Here is a 21,285-nt window from a genome sequence, read left to right on the forward strand (position 1 = left end):
CGGTGGTCGGTCGCTCAGCCCGCGCTCCGGTCCGCGAGGCGCCGCAGGAACAGCGCTTCGGCGGTGGCCATGCGGGCGAGCAGAGTGGGGTCGACGCTCTCGTCGACGGAGTGGATGCGCGAGGACGGGTCCTGCACGCCGAGCAGCAGGAACTCGGCGTCCGGATGGAGGTCCGCGAGGGTGACGCAGACGGGGATCGACCCGCCCTGCCCGGTGTACGCGGGCTCCGTCCCGAAGACGTCCCTCATGGCGGTGCGCATGGCGCGGTGGGCCGGCCCGCCGGTGGCCGCCTCGAACGGCTCCCAGGCGCCGAGCCGGTCGACGGTGACCTCCGCGCCGCAGGCGTCCGCCGCCTCCAGGTGGCGGGCCAGCGCCTCCCGGGCGTCGACGGCGGGCGTGCCGGGCGGCACCCGCAGACTCACCAGGGCGCGGGCCCGCGCCTGGACGGTGGAGGTGGCGCCGGACACGCCGGGGCAGTCGATGCCCAGGACGGTCGCGGCGGGCCGCGCCCACACCAGGTCGGCCGGCTCGCCGCCGCCGGTGAGCGGCACCGCCGGGAGCACCTCGGCGTCCTCGCGGAACCGGTCGGCCGGGTAGGGGGCTCCCGCCCACGTCCGGCCGGTGTCCAGACCGTCGACGACCGTGCCGCCGTCCTCGTCGTACAGGCTGTCGAGCACCCGGATCAGCGCGACGAGCGCGTCCGGGGCCGCCCCGCCGAAGCTGCCCGAGTGGACGTTCGCGGCGAGGGTGCGGGTGCGCACCTCCACCGTGACCATGCCGCGCAGCGACGTGGTGAGGGTCGGGGTGCCGACGGCCGTGTTGCCGGTGTCGGCGATCACGACGGCGTCCGCCGCCAGCAGCTCGGGGTGCCGCTCGGCGTAGCGTTCGAGGCCCCCGGTGCCCTGTTCCTCGGATCCCTCGGCGACGAACTTCACGTGCACCGGCGGCATGCCCCCGTGGACCTCCGCCAGCGCCCGCAGCGCCGTGAGGTGCATCAGGACGTTGCCCTTGCAGTCGGCGGCGCCGCGCCCGTACCAGCGTTCCCCGACCTCGGTGAGCCGGAACGGGTCCGTCGCCCAGGCGGCCTCGTCGATCGGCGGCTGTACGTCGTAGTGCGCGTACAGCAGCACGGTCGGCGACCCGGCCGGTGCGGGCAGCTCGCCCCACACGGCCTTGCTGCCGTCCGGGGTCTCCAGCAGGCGGACGCCGGTGAAGTCCAGGGCGGACAGCGCCCGCGCGATCCACCGGGCGGCGGCCTCGCACTCGCTCGCCGGGAAGAGCGAGGCGTCGGCCACCGAGCGGAACGCGACGAGTTCGGCCAGCTCCCGGCGGGCCAGGGGCATCAGGGCCTGTACGGCGTCGGCCAGGGCCCGCGGGCTCATGAGAAGCGGACGGCCGAGGCCGCCAGGGCGCGCAGTTCGGCCTCGTGCTCCGCCGAGTCGGCGGTGAAGATGACGTGTCCCAGGCGGCAGCGCAGGTCGCGGGCCTCCGGCACGGGGTCCCCCGGCCCGAGGTACATGCGCACCTCGGTCACCCGGGGGTGGCGCGCGAGCGCGTCCACCCCGTCGATCCGGCCGAGGGTGGTGAGGCCGGGCGCGGTGAAGAAGTGCACCGCGGCGTACGGCGCGACGGGCCGGGCCCGGGGCCAGACCGCCTCGGGGTCGAGCCCGACGTGCGAGGCGACCATGACGTGACGCAGCGAGACGCCCGTGGCGAGGTGGATCAGCTCGGCGATGCGGTCGCCCGCGAGGCGGGCACCCACCTCGATGAGCACGGGCCCCTCGTCGGTGAGGCGGAGCTCCGCGTGGAAGGGGCCCAGGGCGATGCCCAGGCACGTCACGACGGCCGAGGTGTACTCCTCGATCGCCTCCCGGACCTCCGGTGCGAGGTCGGCCCGCACCACGTGGCCCAGCTCCACGAAATACGGCTCGGCGCCCAGCAGTTTGCGGGTGACCGAGACGATGGTGACCCGGCCCCGGTCCACGTACCCCTCGACGGAGAACTCGGGCCCCACGAGGTACTGCTCCACCAGCGCGCGGCCGTCCTCCGGCTGGTCGAAGACGAAGTCGGCGTGGTCGGCGAGGACGCGGTAGGCGGACTCCAGCCCCGCGCGGTCCTCGACCCGGCTGACCTGGATGGACCCGGATCCGGCCGCCGGCTTCAGGACGCACGGGAAGCCGACGGCGCGGGCGGCGGCGTCGAGGTCGTCGACGCCGGCCACCTCGGCGTACCGGGGCACCCGGAGGCCCGCCTTGGCCAGCACCGCGCGCATCAGGGTCTTGTCCCGGACGGCTTCGGCGGTCTCGACGGGCTGGCCGGGGAGGCCCAGCAGGTGGGCCAGCCGGGCGGCGGCGTCCACGTAGAACTCGGAGCCCGACACCACGCCGTCCAGCGGGGTCCGCGCGTGGACCCCGGCGGCGGCCTCCGCCAGCGCGTCCGGGTCGTTGGTGTCCACGACCACGAAGGTGTCGATCTCGCCCCGGGCGGCGGCGGGCACCACGCGGTCGGCGGCGTCGTGGGAGAAGACCACGGTCTCCAGGCCGAGGTCGCGGGCGGCGCCGAGCAGGGTCAGCCCCGAGGACATGGGCTCGATCACCAGCAGCCGCTGGGGCGCGGCCGGTGGGGTGTGGGGCATGGGTGTCTCCTTGTGCTGGTCACGCATGAGGACGGTGAGCTGCCGGAAGCTCATCGGGTCTCCCGCTCGGGAAGATCCCGGGCGGAAGCACCCCGCGTGGGGGAGGAGGCCGCCAGGGGCGAGAGGCTGATGCCGCCCAGAACGTACTCCACGGCCTGGCCGATGGTGAGTTCGCGCTCCTCCATGCGGCTCTCGTGCCCTTCGTCGATGTGCGCCTGCCGGTGCCAGAACGCGTAGTGCCACGCGTGGTCGGCCGGGACGACGTGGTGCAGGTCGTGCGCCGGCAGGTCCGAGACCAGGACCCCGAACCGGGCGGGCGTCTGGACGCACACCATCCTGGCGAGCCACCGGCCCCACTGCAGCGCGCTCCGGGCGGCCGGCAGCCCGCGGGCGGGCAGCGGCTCCAGACAGAACCGGGCCCAGCAGCGCGCGACGTAGTCGGCGCGGCCGGCCGGGGCCCCGTCGAACGCCATCCACGGATGCTCCGAGATCGTCTGGAACAGGGCGGCCCAGTGGAACAGGACCAGCCACGGCACGAGGAACGCCACCGAGAACTCCACACCGTCCATCAGCAGTCCGAGCAGCACCAGGAAGGCCACCCAGACGGTCGAGGCGACGCGTCTGGTCCAGGTCGCGGTCAGGAAGTTGGTACGGATGCGGAAGGTGACGAAGGGCAGGTGCAGCCGGGGCGAGAACGGTGTGCGGTACAGCGTACGGCGCAACTCGGCCATGGGCCTGCCGGGCCGGAAGCCGAGGTACATCAGGAACCCCGAGTCCGGGTCCTTGATCGTGGTGAAGACCTTGCGGTTGTGGTGGTTGCGGATGTGGTCCTCGAAGATGTCCTCGTAGTTCGAGGTGAGGCTGATGGCGCTGGACACCACCTGGACCACCTTGTCGACGCGCCTGTTCCCCGACACCTCCTTGTGGACGGCGTGGTGGCTCCACGTCACCTGGAGCTTGCGGACGGCGTTGACCGTCACCAGCCAGGTGACCGGCAGGACGGCGGCGGCGTACCAGCCCAGGAGCCGTACGGCGTACACACTGCCGAGGACGGCCGCCACCAGCTGAAAAAGCGTCAGGAACCAGTTGACCAGCGGCGGTGTGATCCAGCCCGGAGCCTTCTGTCCGGGCGCGGCCTTGCCGGAGAAGAGCGTGATCAACTGCTGGGTCCAGTCCGGGAACCGCTCGGCGTACTCCCGTCTCAGCTGTTCCATGGAAGCCGATATGCCGACGGGGGTGGGGGTTTCCTGCGCCACGGATCTCCTCGGGAATCGATGCGTCTCGGGCCCGCGTCCGGCCGTCATGACCCGGCCACCCGCACGGCCAGCAGCCGTCCGGCCTCGTCCAGGCTCTTGAGCACGCTCTCCTGCGCGTCGCCCGCGGCGATCACGTGACCGAGCCGGTCGTAGGCGTTCCGCGGCGCCCGCACCGCACGGCCCGCCGCCGCGGTGATCCGGAGCTGCTCCACGCCGGGCACCCGCCGCGCCTCGTCCACGCCGTCGACCGAGGCGAGGACCCCGTCCCCGTCGGCGGCCAGGAACCGGATGCCGGCGGCGGCGTCCCGGACGGCGTCCAGCTCGGGAGCCAGCCCGCACGCCGCGCGCAACTGCTGCTCCAGCAGCTCCACGCCGGTCGCGAGCCGGATCAGCTCGGGAATCATGCCGCCGGCCAGGCGGGGGTTGACCTCCACGACGAGCGGCCCGCGCGCCGACAGCCGCACCTCGGTGTGGGTGGGACCGGTCTCGATGCCCAGCGCCGCGAGCGCGGCGGCGGTGGTCGCGCGCAGCGCGTCCGCGTCCGCCTCGGCGAGCGGGGCGGGGAAGACGTGCTGCCGCTCGACGAAGTGGGGACCCTCCGAGACCGTCTTGGCGGTGATGCCCACGCACACGTGCACCGCGCCGGTGCTGAACATCTCGACGCTGTACTCGGGGCCCTCGACGTACTCCTCCAGCAGGGCGGTACGCGCGGTCGGCAGGCCCCGGACGTTGACCTCGACGGCCAGGACGCGCTCCACGTGCGCGAGCACCTCGGCGCGGGACCGGCACAGCAGCACGTCGTTGGACCCGGAGTCGTCGGCCGGCTTGACCACGCAGGGCAGTCCGACCCGGTCGACCGCCTCCGCGACCTCGGCGGCGGAGCGGACGACGGCGTACCCGGGCTGTCCCACGCCCGCGGCCTCCAGCAGCCCCCGGGCCGTCGCCTTGTTGCGGGCCGCCGCCGTGGCCCGCGGCGGGTTGCCGGGCAGGCCCAGCCACTCGGCCAGACGGGACACCACCGGGACGTAGAAGTCGCTGGTCGTGGTGATGCCGGCGATCCGGTCGCGGGGGAAGCGCCCGCTGATCGCCTCCCGGAGCGCGCGCTCCGTGGACGTGTCACAGCGCACGATCTCGCACCCGGTCTCCGGCGCGCCCGCGTACCGCTCGGGCGCGTCCGTCAGCAGGACCGGCTCCAGGTCCAGCCGGCGGGCCAGTTCGAGGGCGAGGACCCCGGTGCCGGAGGTGTTGGCCTCCACGAACAGGAGGGTGCGCGGCCGCCGCGCGGCGGGCCGCTGGACGGCGTACGACCAGGTGGCGACCTCCGTGCCGGGGGAGACCTCGGCCGGTTCGGCCGCCGAGGGCAGTGCGGCCAGGGAGCGCTCGGCCCAGTACGCGTCGCTGTAGACGTTGTCGGCGTACCGGTCGCCCCGGTCGGGGAAGATGCCGACGATCCGCGTGCCGGGGGCCGCCCGGCGGGCCACGTCGTGCAGCACCCGGTACACCGAGCCGGAGGTGTTCCCGGCGAAGATCTGCTGTTCGCGGGCGAGGTCCCGGGTGGCCTCGAACGCCTCGCGGTCGTTGAGCCAGTGGATCTCGTCGACGAGGCCCCGGTCGAGGTTGGCCGGGATCAGGCTGTTGCCCAGACCGCCCTGGAGCCGGCCGGGGTTGTCCGGCTGGCCGAAGACCACGCTGCCGACGCAGTCGACGGCGACCACCCGCAGACCCGGCAGGGACCGGCGCAGGGCGCGCGCCGATCCGGACAGCGAACCCCCACTGCCGACGGACCCGACGAGCACGTCCACGGAGCCCAGGTCGGCGAGGATCTCGTCGGCCAGGAAGCGGTAGGCGCCCGGGTTGTCCGGGTTGCTGTACTGGCGGGGCCAGAACGCGCCGGGCAGCTCGCGGATCAGCTCCTCCAGCCGCTCCAGCCGCGCGCTCTGCCAGCCGGCGCCGGTCATGGCCCCGACCACGTGCACCCGGCAGCCCAGCGCCCGCAGTTTGGCGTGCGTGGTGGGGTCGATACGGGGGTCGGTGACGATGTGCACGGGGTGACCCAGGCGGGCGCCGACCAGGGCGACCCCCAGGGCCATCGTGCCCGACGAGCTCTCGATGATGGGAGCGCCCTCGGCGAGTTCGCCGGTCCTGCGGGCCTCCAGGATGGAGTGCCGGGCGACCCGGTCCTTCATCCCGTACAGGTTCTGCAGCTCCAGCTTGGCGTAGACCTCGACCGAGTCGGGGAGGCCGGGGTCCATGACGAGTCTGACCAGCGGGGTGTGGCCGATCGCGTCGACGATGCTCTGGTAGGGCATGTTCACATCCGTTGTGGGGAGGGTCAGGAGGCCGGCTGACGGCAGGAGTGGTAGAGCGTGGCGGCGCCGGCCAGCCGGGCGGCACGGTCACGCGCCTCGGACGCCTTGCGCGTGTACTCGGGGTCGGACCGCGCGATCAGCACCCCGAGGGCGGTGCCGCTGTGGGCGACCGCGACGCCGAGCGCGTCGACGTCGCGGGAGATGGCGATCATCTGCCGCAGCAGCCTCTTGGGCCGCAGCCGCTCGTTCATCACCGCGCTGCGGGTCGCCACCTCGCCCACCGCCCGGAGGTCCCCGCCGCGCACGGCGTGGGTGACGCGGGCGAGGAGGTCCTCGTACTCGAGGCGCTCGGCCCGGGAGAAGTCCTTGGGCCGCCGGTTGAACTCGATGGTGTCGACCACGCCTCCCTCCTCCACCCCGACGATGGTCAGCGGCGGCAGGGTGCCGATGCGCTCCCTCAGCCGCACCTCGCGGTGGTAGTAGGAGACGATCCCGGGATACATCACGCCGTCGGTCGGTTCGATCCGCCGCAGGAAGTGCTCGACGGTCTCGGGGCCGGCCTGGAGGCCCAGCGCGCGCGCCACGGCGCGGGCGGTGGCGGTGAGGTCGGCGGAGGAACTGGCCAGCCCCTTGCCCTCGGGGAGCTCCCCGCGCAGGTGCAGGTGCCCGCCGCCGCCGAACCCGTACTCGCTCAGCATCAGTTCGGCGAGGTGACGGGCCCGGTGCTTGTGCGCGGGGAAGACCGACACGCCGGCGCGTTCGGGGCCGGCGGTGAAGACCGCCGTGGCGCCGCGGTCGATCGGCAGCGTGACCAGGAAGTCGAGCTGTTCGTGGGCGGTGGCCCCCTGGAGCAGTTCGCCGAAGGTTCCCGGAGCGCTGCCGGTGCCGGTCGGGGACGGGCCGGCCTGTGGGCCGGCCTGCCGGGCGATCCGGGGGGCGGCCTGCGGCGCGGTCTGCGGGGCGGTCAGCGGGGCGGTCTGCGGGGCGATCACCCCCGCGCCGTCGGCGGGTCTCATGCGCCGGCCCCCCGTCCGCCGTCGGCACCGCCGTCCAGGCCGAGCAGCGCGTCGATCCGGCCCAGACCGGCTTCGGCGCGCTCCCGGCGTGCGGACCACTCGGCGCGCAGGTCCCGGTATTCGGCGCCCTGCTCGTCGAGCAGTTCGCGCACCCGGTCCGGGTGGGCCGAGCCGGCGGACCGCTTCTCGTACAGCTCGCCGGCGCCCCGGAAGGCGGTGGCGAGCGGGGTCTCCGGGTCCGCCAGGGTGACGCCGTGCTCGGCCGCGGCGGTACGCAGGAGGTCGGGCGCGATCCGGTGCGGCGGCAGGCCCGCGGCGTGGGCGGCGAGGATGTACCGCCCGGCGATGACCTGGGCCGTGCGCCAGGGCACCGACTCGCGCAGGGTCAGCTGGTTGGCGAGGGTGAACCCGCCGAGGAACTCCTGCTCGACGGCGCTCCGCATGCGGTCCTCGTCGAAGCCCAGGTTCTCGACCACCGCGGTGAACAGCCGCATGGTCGTGCCGAGGGTGGTGAACATCGGCAGCAGGTTCGCCCCGGCCTCCTTGGACACCTCCACCATGTTGGTGAAGGGCGTGGCCCGCTGGGCGAGGAGCATGTCGAGGTAGTAGGCGCTCAGGTGCGCCGACTTGCCCCGGATCCGTTCCAGCACCGGGTAGTTCTTCTTCTGCGGCATCGCGGAGGAGATGCCGGACAGCTCGTCGGGCAGGGCGAGGTATCCGTAGGGGCCGCTGCCCCAGGTCATCACGTCGCTGACGAACCGGCTCAGCGAGGAGCCCAGGAGCGACACCTCGGCGGCGATCTCCAGCACCCACGCCCGGGAGGCCACACCGGTGAGGGCGTGCGGCTGGGGGCCGCGGCAGCCCAGGAGCGCGGCCATGGCGTCGCGGTCCCAGGGCAGGTCCTGGCCGGTCATGGCGCCGGACCCCAGCGGGCTGAGGTTGATCCCGTCGTGGGTCGTCAGCAGGCGGCGCAGCGTGTGCGCCATCTGCTGGGAGACGGCCGCGAAGTAGTAGCCGGGGGTGATGGTCTGGGCGGCCTGCAGATGGGTCTGGCCCACCATGGGGAGGTCCGTGGTGAGGGTGGCCAGCCGGTGCGCGGCCAGCCCGAACTCCATGACCGACTCCGCGCCGTCGAGGAGAAGTTGGCGGCCGAAGAGGAGCTGGGCGGTCGACTGCATGTCGTTGCGGCTGCGGTCGACGTGCCAGGCGGCGACGGGCTCGCTCAGACCCCGTTCGACGTACTGCTCCAGCGCGAAGGCGATGTCGGACATGTTGGCCTGTGGATCGGCCGTGATGCCGTCCCGCGCCGCGCCGTGGAGCAGCCGTCCGATCTCCGCCGCCTGTGACGCGGTGATCAGACCCATCCGCCGGTACTCGAGGGCGAAGACCTTCTCGACGGCGGTGTACCACGGCAACAGGTACGCGGCCTCGTAGCGGAACTGGGGTTCCAGGACCTCGTCGTGCAGGAGGCGGCTGGGGGCGCTGCGGATTCTTCCCGTGAGGCGGCCGGCCTCTCCGACCGGCGACCGGTCTGGGGAAGGACTCATTTCTCACTCCGGTTTCTGGGAGGGGGATTTCCGCTCGGGGCGTGCACGGACGGGGACCGATGGGCGGGTACGGCGGAGAGGTGCGGCGGGCCGGTACGGGGACGGGTACGCCGGAGGGGTGCCGCGGGGCCGGGGGCGGGCCGCCGCGGGGCGGGGCGGGCGGCGGCCGGTGCGGCCGCCGCCCGCCGCTGCTCAGCCGGCGGTGTGCGCGGCGCCCAGGTCCTCGCGGACCGCCTCGGCCAGCAGCTCGGGCCGGGTGGTGTTGAGGTAGTGGCCGCCGTGGTCGGTGACCACCACACGGCACCGCGGCACGAACCGCTCCCAGTTGCCCACGCTGGCGGCGTGGTCGGTCATCAGCACGTCGTCGGTGGCGAGGACCACCGTGGCGGGCGTCCGCAGGGCGGCGCGGGCGGTGTCCGACAGCGCCAGGTGGAAGCCGTGCGTGGCCTCGACGGTGTCGTAGCGGAACGACCGCGCGAGGTCCTTGCGCTCGTCGGCGGTCAGCCGGTGCACCTCGTCCAGACCGGTGTTGTCGGCCATCCAGTCCATGATCTCCTGCTCGCTCATGTGCACGACCTCGTTGGCGGCGTGGTCGGCCGGGTCCATGGACTTGAGCAGCTTGGCCACGATCACCAGGCGTCCCACACTCTGCCCGCGCTGCTCCAGGGCGCGGACCACGTGGAGCGCGAGCGACGCCCCGGCGCAGTGACCGAGGACCACCACCCGGCGGCCCGCCGCCTCCCGGGCGACCTCGTCGGACAGCTGCTCCGCCAGGACGTCCACGGCCACCATCGGCCGGTCGTCCCGCAGCGTCCGGCCCGGCAGTTCCGTACCCATGACCCGCACCGCGGCACCCGCGTCCGCCAGCTGCCTCGCCAGCGGGACGTAGCTGACGGCGCTCCCGCCCGCGAAGGGGATGCACACGAGCAGGGTGTCGGGCTCGTCCACCCGCGCCCCGGACGCCGCGGTGAGGTCGACGAGCAGGTCGCGCCGGGCGCCGTCGCGCTCGGCGAAGCTCGCCGCGACGAGCCGCGCGGTCGGCCTGACCAGCAGGTCCCGCAGCATGATGCGGCCCTGCGAGGTGGCCGCGACCTTCATCGCCGCGATCGAGTGGCCGCCGATCTCGAAGAAGTTGTCGGTCACCCCGATCTCGGCGGGCGGCACGTCGAGCACGGCGGCGAACAGGTCGCGCACGAACTCCTCGTCCGGGGTGGCGGGCTGCTCGCGCTCGACGTCGTCGAGGGCTCGCAGGGGGTGGGCCGCGAGCACCTTGCGGTCGGTCTTGCCGTTGGAGTTGAGCGGGAAGGCGTCGAGGCGGACCAGGATCTCCGGGTGCATGTAGTCCGGGATGATCTCGGCGAGCTGCCGCTTGAACTCGTTGCGGTCGGGCTCCGCCGTGCCGGTGTAGAACGTCACCAGCCGCTTCTCGCCCGTCACGTCACGGGCCAGGGTCACCGCGGTCTCCACCCCGGCCAGCCGGTTGACCGCGCCGTCCACCTCCGACAGCTCGATGCGGTACCCGCGGATCTTGACCTGGCCGTCCCGGCGGCCCGCGCAGTCGAGCAGCCCGTCCGGCAGCCAGCGGCCGATGTCACCGGTGCGGTACAGCATCTCGGAGCGGTCGTCGAGGGAGTTGGGGGCGAACGCCGCGCTGGTGCGCTCCTCGTCGTTGATGTAGCCCAGCCCGACACCCGCACCGGTGACGCAGATCTCCCCGTAGCTGCCGATCGGGCGGGGCCGTCCGTCCGTACCGACCACGTGCAGGCTGGTGTTGACGATCGGGCGGCCGATCGGCACCCGGACGCCCTCGTGGGGGACGTCCATGAAGTGGTGCGTCACGTCGTCCGAGCACTCGGTGGGACCGTACGCGTTGATCACCGGGATGGCGGGGTAGGTGGCGAACCACCGGCGGGTCAGGGCCGGGGGCAGCGGCTCACCGTTGATCATGTTGTAGCGGAGGGCCGGCAGCGGTGCCGGACGCTGCTCGACCTCGGTCAGCAGCGCGTCGGTGTAGGAGGGGACCGTCTCCAGGATGGTGATGCCGTCCCGGTCCAGAGCCGCGAGGAAGGCGGGCAGGTCGACGACCGTGTCGTGGTCGTAGATGACGGTGCGCCCGCCGGCCAGCCAGGCCACCAGCAACTGCCAGACGGAGATGTCGAAGCACTGGGTGCTGATCTGGGCGACCCGGTCGTCGGACGTCAGCTTGAGGTCGACCACCTTGGAGAACAGGTGGTTGAGCATGCCCGAGTGGCGGACCGTGGCGCCCTTCGGGTCGCCGGTCGACCCCGAGGTGAAGATGATGTAGGCGGTGTCGGCCGGCCGCGGCCGGGCCGGCAGCTCCACGGGCGCCTGCGCGCCGTCGGCGCCGTCCGCGCCGGTCTCGCGCAGGGTCACCACGGTGAGGTCCGGCACGCGCTCGCGCAGGGCCGCCCCGCACAGCTCCGCGTCCTCCTTCTCGGCCACCAGGTGGCGCGAACCGCTGCGCCGCAGCACGGCCGCGATCCGCTCCACCGGGAAGCCCCGGTCCTGCGGCAGGTAGACCGCGCCGATCTTCAGCAGCGCCAGCATGGTCAGCGACCAGCGGACACCCCGGGGCAGCACCGTGGTCACGACGTCCCCGGCCGTGACGCCCGCCGCGAGCAGCTGCGCCGCGACGCGGTCCGAGGCGAGGTCGAGGGCGGCGTAGTCGAGCCGCTCGTCGCCGTGCTCCAGGGCCACCGCGCCGGGGGTGCGGCGCACCTGCTCGGCGAACAGGTCCAGGAAGGTGGCGTCGGGCAGCGGGTGGTCGGGCCCCGCGGACATCGACCGCAGCAGGTCGCGCTCCTCGTCACCGAGCAGCGGGGTGTCGGCGCGCTTCGCCGCCGGATCGGTGACGAGCGCCCGCAGGGCGGCGAGGTAGTAGCCGCCGACCCGCTCCACCTGGTCCAGCCCGTAGACGGAGTGGTGGAAGTGCAGGCTCAGCATCACCTCGTCGCTGACCGCGTCCTGCGAGAACTCGGCGCGGAACGGGAACTCGCTCTGCACGTTGACGATCGAGCGGATCAGCTCGAAGCCGTCACGGGCGGTGAGGTCCTTGAGGACGTGGAAGTGAGTGAAGTTGAAGACGGTCTCGAAGAGCGTCTCGCGGCTTCCCACGGCCCGCTTGATCTCCGCCATGGGGAACCGCCGGTGCGGCAGCAGGTCCACCTCGGCCCCGTACACGGCGTGCACCAGGTCCTCCCAGCTCTCACCGAGGTCCCGGACCCGGAACGGCAGGGTGTTGAGGAAGAGACCGGCGATGTCCTGCCCGCCCTCGATCTCCGGTCGCCCGGAGTGCTCGTAGCCGGTGATCACGTCCGTGGTGTCCGCCACGTGGGCCAGGGCGCCGACATGGGCGGCCAGCAGCACCGCCTTGACCGGCACCCGCAGCCGCCGGGCGGTCTCCAGGATGGCGGCGGACAGCCCCTCGGGGAAGACCACGTCGTGGATGCCCACGCCGGTGCGCTCCGGGTCGGGCTCGGTGTACGGGGTGATCCGGGTGCTCTCCGCCCCGTCCATCACCTCCAGCCAGTACGCGCGCTGCTCCGGCGAGGCCACGGCCGCCTGCTCCAGCGCCACGAACTGCCGGTGCGACATGACCTGCCGGGACCCGCCGTGCGGCTCGTTCCCGTCCAGGAGGGCGAAGTAGGCCGAGAAGATGTCACGGTGCAGGGTGTTGACGCTCCACCCGTCCAGCGCGGCGTCGTGGTAGCTCAGCGAGTACTGGTACTCCTCGTCGCCCAGCAGGTGCAGGTGGACGCGTACGAGGTCGGTGCTGCCGTAGCGGAAACCGCCGCGCAGCTCCAGCTCGGCGAACCGGCGCAGGTCCTCCTCCTGCTCCTCGGGCGTGCGGCCGCGCAGGTCGAAGATCCGCAGCGGCGAGGGGGCGCTCTCGTGGACCAGCTGGAGCGGCACGCTGAAGCCGTTGAGGTGGAACGACGTCCGCAGCAGCGCGTGCCGGTCCACCACCGAGGCCACCGCGCGCCCGAACAGCCCGGTGTCGACGGCGCTGTGGATGCGGTAGCTGAGGATGTCGTGGTACATGCCCTCGGTGCCGCCCCGCTGGGCCTCGTAGATCAGGCCCACCTGGAGCTGGGACATCGGGTAGGCGTCGGCGATCCCCGGCGGAAGCGCCGCCCGGTCCGCCTCGGTGATCAGCGCGAAGGGCTCGTCCTCGTCGCCGGGGACGTCCCGCTCCTCGGCGACCACGACGTGGGCGGCCAGTTCGGCGATGGTCGGGTGGCCGAACAGGTCCTGGAAGCTGAAGTCCAGGCCGGCGGCCCGGGAGCGGGCCAGCACGGTGATGAACTTTATGGAGTCGCCGCCGAGGGAGAAGAAGTTGTCGTCCACGCCGACGGACTCCAGGCCGAGGACCCCGGCCCAGATGTCGGCGAGCCGGCGCTCGACGGGTGTCCGCGGCTCCCGGTGGGCGGTGCGCGGGGCGGCGTCCTGGAGGGGCAGCGGCAGGGCGGAGACGTCCCGCTTGCCGTTGTGGCTGGTGGGTATCGCGGGCACGTCGATGATGTGCTGCGGCACCATGTACGAGGGGAGTTCGGCTTCGAGCGTGGCCCGCAGTTCCGCCGGGTCGTAGCCGTCCCCGGCCACCACGTAGGCCACCAGAGCGTTGTCGCCGGACTCGGTGGGCCGGGCGACGACGGCGCTCTGGCGGACTCCGGGGCTCCGCTGGGCGACGTGCTCGATCTCGCCGAGTTCGATGCGGTAGCCGCGGATCTTCACCTGGGTGTCCAGGCGGCCCAGGTACTCCACGGTGCCGTCGGGCAGCCAGCGCGCCAGGTCGCCCGTGCGGTAGCGGCGCTCGCCGTCCTCTCCCGTGACGAACCGCTCCTCGGTCAGCTCGGGGGCGTGCAGGTAGCCGCGCGCCAGGCCCGTGCCGGCGATGCACAGTTCACCGGGGGTGCCGATCGGCGCCAGCTCCCCGGAGCGGGTGCGGACGCTCAGCCGGATGTTGTGGATCGGGCGGCCGATCGGCACCGAGCGTGTCGCGTCCAGGCCCGCGCAGGGCTGGTGCGTGACGTCGACCGCGGCCTCGGTGGGGCCGTAGAGGTTGACGAGTTCGCGGCCGTCGCCCAGGAGGGCGTCGAACTGCCGCACCTGGTCGACGGCGAGGGCCTCGCCGCTCGCGAAGACCCGGCGGACGGTGGAGAGCCTGTCCCGCTCACCCGTGGCGTCGACGAAGCCGAGGAAGGCGTGCAGCATCGAGGGGACGAAGTGCAGGGTGGTCGCCCCGCTGTCCTCGATACGGCGGATGATCTTCTCGGGGTCGCGCTCCTCGCCGTTGGGAAGGGTGGCCACCGACGCCCCCGCGAGGGACCACCAGAAGATCTCCCACACCGACACGTCGAAGGTGAAGGGCGTCTTGTGCAGGATCACGTCGCCGGTGTGCAGCGGATAGGCGGCCTGCATCCACCACAGTCGGTTCACGATCGCCCGGTGCTCGACCATCACGCCCTTGGGGCGGCCCGTGGATCCCGAGGTGTAGATGATGTACGCGACGTCCGAGGGCCCGGTCACCGGCTCCAGGTCGCCGTCGGGCCGTGCGGCGACGTCCGGGTCGTCGAGCAGCAGGACACGGCGGTCCCCGGCGATGGCCGCGGTGGCGCCGGTGGCCACCACCGTGCTCGCGCCGCTGTGTTCCAGCAGGTACGTGATGCGGTTGGCGGGCAGCGTCGGGTCGATCGGCAGGTAGGCGCCGCCCGCCTTGAGGACGGCGTAGATGGCCACCAGCAGATCGGTGGAGCGCGGGACGCACACGGCGACCGGGTCGCCCGCGCCCACGCCGGACTCCCTCAGCGCGCGGGCCAGGCGGTTGGCCGCGGCGTTGAGCTCGCCGTAGGTGGTCCCCCCGTCGACGACGGCGACCCGGTCCGGCTCGGCCGCCGCGCGCTCCTCGAGGAAGCCGTGCAGCAGACGCTCCTCGGGGAAGGGCGCGTCGGTGTCGTTGAACGCCGCCAGGGCGGCCAGTTCGTCCCCGGCCGGGGCCAGCAGCGGGCCGACCGGGAGGGACGGGTCGGCGACCAGGCCGCCGAGGATGCGGGCGTAGGCGGTGGCGAGCTGCTGCGCGGTGGCGGGGTCGAACAGCGCCTCGGCGTATCCGAGCTCGAGCCGGGGCTCCGCGCCGTCGGCGAGCCGGAGGTCGAGGAGCAGCGTGCAGCCGGCCGCGCGGGCGTCGTCCTGGGTGAGCCCGCCGTCCAGCGAGAACATCAGGTCGCTGGGCCGGGCGTCCAGCTGGTCGAGCAGGTACCGGACCGGCACGTCGAGGTTGGCCGAGGCGTCCAGGCAGGCGGCGCGCACCGTGGTGAGCAGCTCGCGCCCGGACTCCTGGCCGCCGACCTCGACGGTCAGCGGGACGGCCCGGTCCCGGGCCCGCTCCTCGTCCCCGTTCCGGTCCTCGTCCTGGCCCTGGTCGACGGGCGCGAAGAGGGTGACCGCCGGAAGGTCGGTGCTGCGGACGGCGAGCAGCGCGAGGGCGGTGGTGCCGATGACGGTCCGCAGGAAGGCGTCGCCCCCGGCGATGCGGTCGACGTGCCGCACGGTGTCGGCGTCGAGGGGGACCGTCACGTGTCCGGTCGCGGCGTCCGGGTGGTGGGCGTGGTCGCGTATGAGCACGGTGGGCTCGCTCCACGCGCTCTGCTGTGCGTCCCAGAAGGACGCCTGGGCGGGGTGGGCCGCGCGGGCCTGCTGGAGGTGGAAGATGCTCATCTCGGGATTCCGGTCTGTCGGCGGGAGGGCATGGCGAAGCCGCCCGTCTGCCGCGGAGGGCGAGGTGGGTGGCTCGGTGGTGTGCTGGGCGGGAAGTTCAGGCGGAGGTGGTGGTGCTGTCCGTCCGTTCGTCGTCCTCGGACCGCTCGGTGTCCGGTGGCCGCTCGGCGGCGTTCGCCCTGCTCTCCTGGAACGCCGCGATCGAGGTGCCGACGAGGGTGGCGATGAACAGCCCGCTCTGGTACGGCAGATGGCTGAGGAGCAGGCCGCCCGCCCCGGTGATGAGCCCGATGGCCACGGCACGCCGGGTGGTGAAGGAGGAGACGACCAGCCCGATGTAGGAGGCGTAGACGGCGAAGTCGAGGCCCCAGGAACTGAGGTCGGCGAGCGTCTGGCCGAAGACCCAGCCGCCCAGCGTGCTGAGGTTCCAGGCGAGGTAGATCACGACCGCGTTGCTCAGCACGTACCAGCGCCGGTTGTCCTCCTCGGGCGCGGGCGCGTTGAACCGCTTGGCCGCCAGGGCGTAGACGGCGTCGGTCATCCCGAACGCGATCGCGGCGCGCCAGACGAAGGACATGGGCCGTACGTGGGGGGCGAGGGCGGCCGAGTAGAAGACGTGCCGCAGGTTGACCAGCAGGACCGTCATCACGGTCAGGGGCCAGACCGCCCCCGCTGTGATCATGCCCAGGCCGATCATCTGCGCGGACCCCGAGTTGACCAGCAGACTCAGCAGCATGGTGTTCATCAGGTCCAGGTGCTGCGTCTCGGCCAGCGCGCCGAACAGCAGACCGAAGGGGATCGCGCCGATGATGACGGGGACGGCGGCCAGGGCTCCCTGCAGTGCCTCACCTCCACGACTGTGGCGGAGGAACATCAATACAACCTCGTTCCGGAAGGGGTGGAAACGGCTCACAGCGCGAACTTGGTGAGGATGAAGCCGGCCATGGCGACCGCGAACACCAGGAAGAAGGCGTCCTTCTTGAACGCACCGACCCCGAACCCGCACACGGCACCCACCAGGTAGGGCGCGGCCGCCTTCAGGTCACCGCCCTCGGCCGGCAGCAGCACCGACGGCACGATGATCGCCATCAGGACGGCCGGCATGACGTACGGCAGCGTGCTGCGGATGCGCGTGGGCAGGTGCTCGGGCCCGATCGGCCCGAACAGGGCGTAGCGGACCGCGAACGTCACCACTCCGCACAGGAGGATGGTCAGGGGGATCATGGGTGTCTCGCCTCGGGTCAGAAGGTGAACTCGGCGGCCTGCCGGGCGGCCACCGACCGCTCGACCGGCTTCGGCAGGACCGGGGAGTCCGGGTCGAGCGCCAGCTCACGGAGTGTCGCCGCCACCCCCTCCAGGAGGAAGGCGGCGGAGGAGCGTTCGAACAGCGCTGTCGAGTATTCCAGCTCCAGGGTGAACCGGTCGGGCTTCTGCCACGCCTGCAGATTGAGGTCGAAGCGGCAGGTGCCCGGGTGCCGCATCGTCACCGTCACGTGCCGCCCGTGCTTGCGGAAACTGTGGAAGTCCACGTTCTGGAGTGCGAAGAAGGTGTCGAACAGCGCGTTGCGGCTCAGGTCCCGGGCCAGCCCCAGCCGCTCGACGAGCCGGTTGAACGGGTACTCCTGGTGGTCCAGCGCCGCACTGTGCTCCGCACCCAGGTGCCGCAGCAGATCACCCAGGCCCGCGTCCTCCGGGATCCGGGCCCGCAGCACCACGGTGTTGACGAACATCCCCACCACGGCCTCCAGGTCGGGGTGCGGCCGGCCGCCCATGGGGCTGCCCACCGCGATGTCCCGCTGCCCGCAGAGCCGGGCCAGGGTGGCCGTCCAGGCGGTCAGCAGCACGGTGAACGGTGTCAGGGACTCCCGTGCGGCCACGGCCCACACATGGCCCGTCTCCTCGGGGCCGAGGTCCCGTGCCAGTACGTCGCCCCGCGTGGAGCGCAGCGCGGGCCGCGGCCGGTCCGTCGGCAGTTCCAGGGGCGGTACGGGATCGGCGAAGCGCGCCAGCCAGTACCGCTCGGCCCGCTCCAGCTCAGGACCGGAGCGCCGCGCCTGCGCCCACTCGGCGGCGGCGGCGTAGTCGACCGCCGGGGCGTCGGGGGTGAATCCCGCGTACAGCTCGAACAGCTCGTCGATGAGGATGCGCAGCGAAACGCCGTCGAAGACGATGTGGTGGACGTCCAGGTGGAGGACGTCCTCGCCCGAGGGATGCCGTTCCAGTACGGCCCGGATCAGAGGGAGTTCGGCCAGGTCGAACGGCTGGATCCAGTCGGTCGCGGTGCCGTCCACGACCGTCAGGTCGACCGGGGCGCTCGCTGCCACTTCCCGCCGTACGTCGTCGTCGGTGGTGGTGAAGCGGGTGCGCAGGGCGTCGTGGCGGTCGATCAGGCGGGTGAGGGCGGTGCGCAGCCGGTCAGGGTCGAGCGGCCCGCCGGCCCGCACGGTGACCGGGATGTTGTAGACGAGGCTCTCGGGGTCCAGCTGCCACAGCGCGTACAGCGCCCGCTGCTGCGGATGCGGCACCCCGCTGCCGGTGGCCGCCGGGATGGGGAGCACCCGGGAGGCGGCGGCGCGGCCGACCGCCCGCGCCATGGCGCCGAGGGTCCGCGCCGCGAAGAGGTCGCCGAAGCCCAGCTCGACCCCGGGGTCCCGGGCGAGCCGGCCGATCAGGACGCCGGTCGTGAGGGACGTACCGCCCAGCTCGAAGAAGTCGTCGTCCAGACCGATGCCGTCGGCGTCCAGCCCCAGCACGTCGGCCCACTGGCGGGCGAGCAGCTCCTCCAGGGGCGTCCCGGGAGGCGCCCCGGTGCCGCGCCGGGCGGGCGGCGGGGGCAGCTGCGCCCGGTCCACCTTGCCGTTGGCGTTGAGCGGCAGGCGCTCCACGGGGATCACATGGGCGGGGCACATGTAGGAGGGGAGCCGCTTGCGCAGCAGCTCCAGGACGTCCCCCGCGCGGTGGCCCGGAGCCAGGACCACATGGCTGACCAGCTGCCCACCGCCCGAGTCCCGGCGCACGACGTGGGTGTGGCTGTCGGTGAGTCCGTCGATCTCCAGCAGGGCGTTGTCGACGTCGCCCAGTTCGATCCGGTGTCCGCGGATCTTGACCTGGTTGTCCGTGCGGCCGTGGAAGGACAGGACGCCGTCCGGGTCGCTGCTGACCAGGTCCCCGGTGCGGTAGTGCCGTACCCCGTCGACCAGGACGAACTTCTCGGCCGTCAGCTCGGGGTTGTTCAGGTAGCCGCGGGCCAGGCCCGAGCCCGCCGTGTACAGCTCGCCGATCTCCCCGACCGGCACGGGCGCGCCGTCGGCGTCGAGGACCGCGACGGTGGTCCCGCGGATCGGCCGGCCGATCGGGATGGACGCCTCGTACGGCCGGTCGATGCGGAAGGTGGTGGTGAAGGTGGTGTTCTCGGTGGGGCCGTACCCGTTCAGCACGGTCAGCTGCGGACACGCCTCGCGGACGAGGTTGACGTGGCGGCAGGACAGCACGTCACCGCCGATCAGGAGGGTCCGCAGGCCGGAGAAGAGGGAGACGTCCTCGTCGGCCATCTGGTTGAACAGCGGGGACGTCAGCCACAGGACGGTGATGTCCGCGCCGTGCAGCGCCCGCTTCAGGAGAGCGGGAGTCACCAGCGTCTCCTGGCCGACGATGTGCAGGGTGGCTCCGTTGAGGAGCGCGCCCCAGATCTCGAAGGTGGCGGCGTCGAACTCCAGCGCACCGGTCTGGAGGAAGCGTTCGTCGCCGGAGAAGGAGAAGTAGTCCGCGTCGCGGACGAGCCGTACCACACCGGCGTGTTCGACCATGACGCCCTTGGGCCGGCCGGTGCTGCCGGAGGTGTACATCACGTAGGCGAGGGGCGAGCCGGCGGAGGCGGCCCGCTCCGGCCCGTCGGGGACGGCGAGCCGGTCGCCGTCCAGGGGCGGGCCGGCCGTGCCGGACAGCAGGGCGTTCAGTTCGAGGACGCGTGTGCCGTCCGGCGCGGCGTCCGCGACGAGCGGCGCGACGCCGTCGCCGCACAGCACGAGGGGGGCCCGGGAGTCGCCGAGTATCCGCGCGATGCGTTCCCTCGGGTAGGACGGGCTCACCGGTACGTACGCGGCCTTGGCCAGTACGGTCCCGAGCATGGCCACCACGGCGTCGGCCGAGCGCTCGAAGGCGATGCCGACGAGGGTCTCCTCGCGGGCACCGAGGGCGGTCAGCCTCTCCGCCAACGCCGTCGCCCTAAGGTGCAGTTCGCGGTAGGTCAGCCGCAGGGTGTCGTGGACGAGGGCGGTCGCGTCCGGTGTGCGCCGGGCCTGGGCGGTGAACAGTTCGTCGAGCCGGGCGGCGGGGGACTCGTGGGTCGGCATGGTGGTCGCTTCCCTCATCCCTGGACGTACTCGGCCATGGGCGCGGCCAGTTCCCGCAGCGGGTCGAACCGCCCGATGTCCCCGAAGTGCAGGCGCACCCAGTCCTCGTCGTAGATCGTGTCGAGGTACCGCTCGCCGAAGTCGGGCGACACGGCGACGGCGCGGGCGTCGGGGCGCTCGTCCAGCAGGCGCTTCCACGCGGCGTGCAGCACGGTGCCGGTCGATCCGCCGAAGAGGAAGCCGCGGCGGGCCAGGTACAGGCACATCCGGATGGTGTCGGCCTCCTCGACCATCATCACCTCGTCGACGCCGTTCTGGTCGGAGAAGGCCGGCGGCCGGCTCGATCCGAGTCCGGGGATGAGCCGGCGCCCGGGCGGCCCGCCGAAGGTGACGGATCCGGCGGTGTCGACGGCGACGACCCGGGCCGGGTGGCCGATCTCCTTGAGGTAGCGCGCGCAGCCGAGCAGGGTCCCGGTGGTACCGGCCCCGACGAACAGGTACTCCAGGTCGGGGAAGTTCCGGACGATGGAGGGAGCGGTGGTGCGGTAGTGGGCGCGCCAGTTGTTCTCGTTGGCGTACTGGTTCAGCCAGACGAGTTCGGGGTCCGCGGCGCAGGCGGCCTCCACGTAACGGATGCGGCTGCCCAGGAAACCGCCGTTCTCGTCGGGCTCCGAGATGAGGACCACCTCCGCGCCGAGCGAGCGCATCAGCCTGATGTTGCGCTCGTTGCACCGGACGTCGGTGACGCAGACGAAGCGGTACCCGCGGTCCGCGGCGATCGCGCTGACGGCGATCCCCAGGCTGCCGGACGACGACTCGATGATCGTCGAGCCGGGCTTCAGCCTGCCCGACTCCTCCGCCGCGGAAATCATCGCGACGGCGGCCTTGGCCTTGACCGAACCGAAGAAGTTGAACCCTTCGCATTTCAGCGAGAGGCTGCGTCCCAGAGCCGGTTGGAGGTCGACGAATATCTCATCCAGGATGAGGTCCTGCGGGGCTCTCACAGGAGCCTTCCCCTCATATCTCGAATGGCTTATTTGGGCGTGGGAGACCATTTAGCGATTCCTAAAGATATCCGCCGACAAGAGTCACCGCGCGGCCGACCTGCGGAATTTTGGAAGAACGTTGGTTGAAGCTCTGGCAGTACGGTCGAGGCGTCACCCAGCGGTGCGGTGAGCCACGCCCTCCAGGACGGTAGCCGACGAAAGATCCGAATGCCAAGGGCACTTATCGTGGCTTCATTGTCTTGACACGTGGCCCGTTCTGCGATCACAGCGCGCCGGTAACGGGCACTGATGCACCGCTATGTCCGTATCGAGCCGGGCGGTGAGGTGGGAAGTGTGTCACAAGACGTCGGGCTCGGTACCCGCGGCGGTACCCGCCCGTGGACCGCTAACGGAATGAGGAATTCCTGCAAAAAAAAAGTCGCTCG

General features: G+C 72.5%; 11 protein-coding genes. All 11 read right to left on the reverse strand.

The features are described 5' to 3' along the window. Nucleotides 1-14 precede the first annotated feature (14 nt). Nucleotides 15-1,382 (reverse strand): dipeptidase, encoded by a 1,368-nt coding sequence (locus tag IE109_RS19125; protein ID WP_189552124.1) that lies wholly within the window; start codon nt 1,380-1,382, stop codon nt 15-17. After that, a complete protein-coding gene (locus tag IE109_RS19130; RefSeq protein WP_189552125.1) occupies nt 1,379-2,689 on the reverse strand; it encodes an ATP-grasp domain-containing protein in 1,311 nt (436 codons plus the stop codon). Before IE109_RS19130 ends, IE109_RS19125 begins: the two co-directional genes overlap by 4 nt. Beyond that, nucleotides 2,686-3,849 carry a hypothetical protein gene (locus IE109_RS19135; protein WP_189552126.1) on the reverse strand — a complete coding sequence of 388 codons (1,164 nt, stop codon included), beginning with the start codon at nt 3,847-3,849 and terminating at the stop codon, nt 2,686-2,688. The genes IE109_RS19130 and IE109_RS19135 overlap by 4 nt, the downstream gene beginning before the upstream one ends. A gap of 86 nt (nt 3,850-3,935) precedes the next feature. Continuing rightward, the gene (locus IE109_RS19140) at nt 3,936-6,200 is read right to left on the reverse strand and encodes a pyridoxal-phosphate dependent enzyme (protein WP_189552127.1); all 2,265 of its coding nucleotides are present in this window, start codon (nt 6,198-6,200) and stop codon (nt 3,936-3,938) included. A 23-nt stretch (nt 6,201-6,223) separates the two neighbouring features. After that, a complete protein-coding gene (locus IE109_RS19145) occupies nt 6,224-7,216 on the reverse strand; it encodes a GHMP family kinase ATP-binding protein (protein WP_189552128.1) in 993 nt (330 codons plus the stop codon). Further along, entirely contained in the window at nt 7,213-8,763 is a 1,551-nt protein-coding gene (locus tag IE109_RS19150) for an argininosuccinate lyase (protein ID WP_189552129.1), read from the reverse strand. The genes IE109_RS19145 and IE109_RS19150 overlap by 4 nt, the downstream gene beginning before the upstream one ends. 192 nt (nt 8,764-8,955) lie before the next feature. Continuing rightward, nucleotides 8,956-15,501 (reverse strand): non-ribosomal peptide synthetase, encoded by a 6,546-nt coding sequence (locus tag IE109_RS19155; protein ID WP_189552130.1) that lies wholly within the window; start codon nt 15,499-15,501, stop codon nt 8,956-8,958. Nucleotides 15,502-15,598: 97 nt separating this feature from the next. Next, on the reverse strand, nt 15,599-16,375 hold the full coding sequence (locus IE109_RS19160) for an AzlC family ABC transporter permease (protein WP_189552131.1): 777 nt from the start codon (nt 16,373-16,375) through the stop codon (nt 15,599-15,601). A 35-nt stretch (nt 16,376-16,410) separates the two neighbouring features. Then, nucleotides 16,411-16,725 (reverse strand): AzlD domain-containing protein, encoded by a 315-nt coding sequence (locus tag IE109_RS19165; RefSeq protein ID WP_189552132.1) that lies wholly within the window; start codon nt 16,723-16,725, stop codon nt 16,411-16,413. A 17-nt stretch (nt 16,726-16,742) separates the two neighbouring features. Next, complete coding sequence (locus IE109_RS19170) at nt 16,743-19,853, reverse strand: non-ribosomal peptide synthetase (RefSeq protein ID WP_189552133.1); 3,111 nt, start codon at nt 19,851-19,853, stop codon at nt 16,743-16,745. Between the two features lie 14 nt (nt 19,854-19,867). After that, nucleotides 19,868-20,857: a 2,3-diaminopropionate biosynthesis protein SbnA gene (sbnA, locus tag IE109_RS19175; RefSeq protein WP_229891248.1), complete on the reverse strand. Its 990-nt coding sequence runs from the start codon at nt 20,855-20,857 to the stop codon at nt 19,868-19,870. Between the last annotated feature and the right edge of the window lie 428 nt (nt 20,858-21,285).

It is taken from the genome of Streptomyces lavendofoliae (assembly GCF_014649735.1).
In the GTDB taxonomy this organism is placed as follows: Bacteria; Actinomycetota; Actinomycetes; order Streptomycetales; family Streptomycetaceae; genus Streptomyces; species Streptomyces lavendofoliae.

Bases quoted from the DNA above. Each gene is read 5' to 3' on its own strand.
- IE109_RS19135 (WP_189552126.1), bottom strand. From the start codon at position 3,849: ATGGAACAGCTGAGACGGGAGTACGCCGAGCGGTTCCCGGACTGGACC.
- IE109_RS19160 (WP_189552131.1), bottom strand. From the start codon at position 16,375: ATGTTCCTCCGCCACAGTCGTGGAGGTGAGGCACTGCAGGGAGCCCTG.
- IE109_RS19150 (WP_189552129.1), bottom strand. From the start codon at position 8,763: ATGAGTCCTTCCCCAGACCGGTCGCCGGTCGGAGAGGCCGGCCGCCTC.
- IE109_RS19155 (WP_189552130.1), bottom strand. From the start codon at position 15,501: ATGAGCATCTTCCACCTCCAGCAGGCCCGCGCGGCCCACCCCGCCCAG.
- IE109_RS19145 (WP_189552128.1), bottom strand. From the start codon at position 7,216: ATGAGACCCGCCGACGGCGCGGGGGTGATCGCCCCGCAGACCGCCCCG.
- IE109_RS19170 (WP_189552133.1), bottom strand. From the start codon at position 19,853: ATGCCGACCCACGAGTCCCCCGCCGCCCGGCTCGACGAACTGTTCACC.
- IE109_RS19165 (WP_189552132.1), bottom strand. From the start codon at position 16,725: ATGATCCCCCTGACCATCCTCCTGTGCGGAGTGGTGACGTTCGCGGTC.
- IE109_RS19125 (WP_189552124.1), bottom strand. From the start codon at position 1,382: ATGAGCCCGCGGGCCCTGGCCGACGCCGTACAGGCCCTGATGCCCCTG.
- IE109_RS19140 (WP_189552127.1), bottom strand. From the start codon at position 6,200: ATGCCCTACCAGAGCATCGTCGACGCGATCGGCCACACCCCGCTGGTC.
- IE109_RS19130 (WP_189552125.1), bottom strand. From the start codon at position 2,689: ATGAGCTTCCGGCAGCTCACCGTCCTCATGCGTGACCAGCACAAGGAG.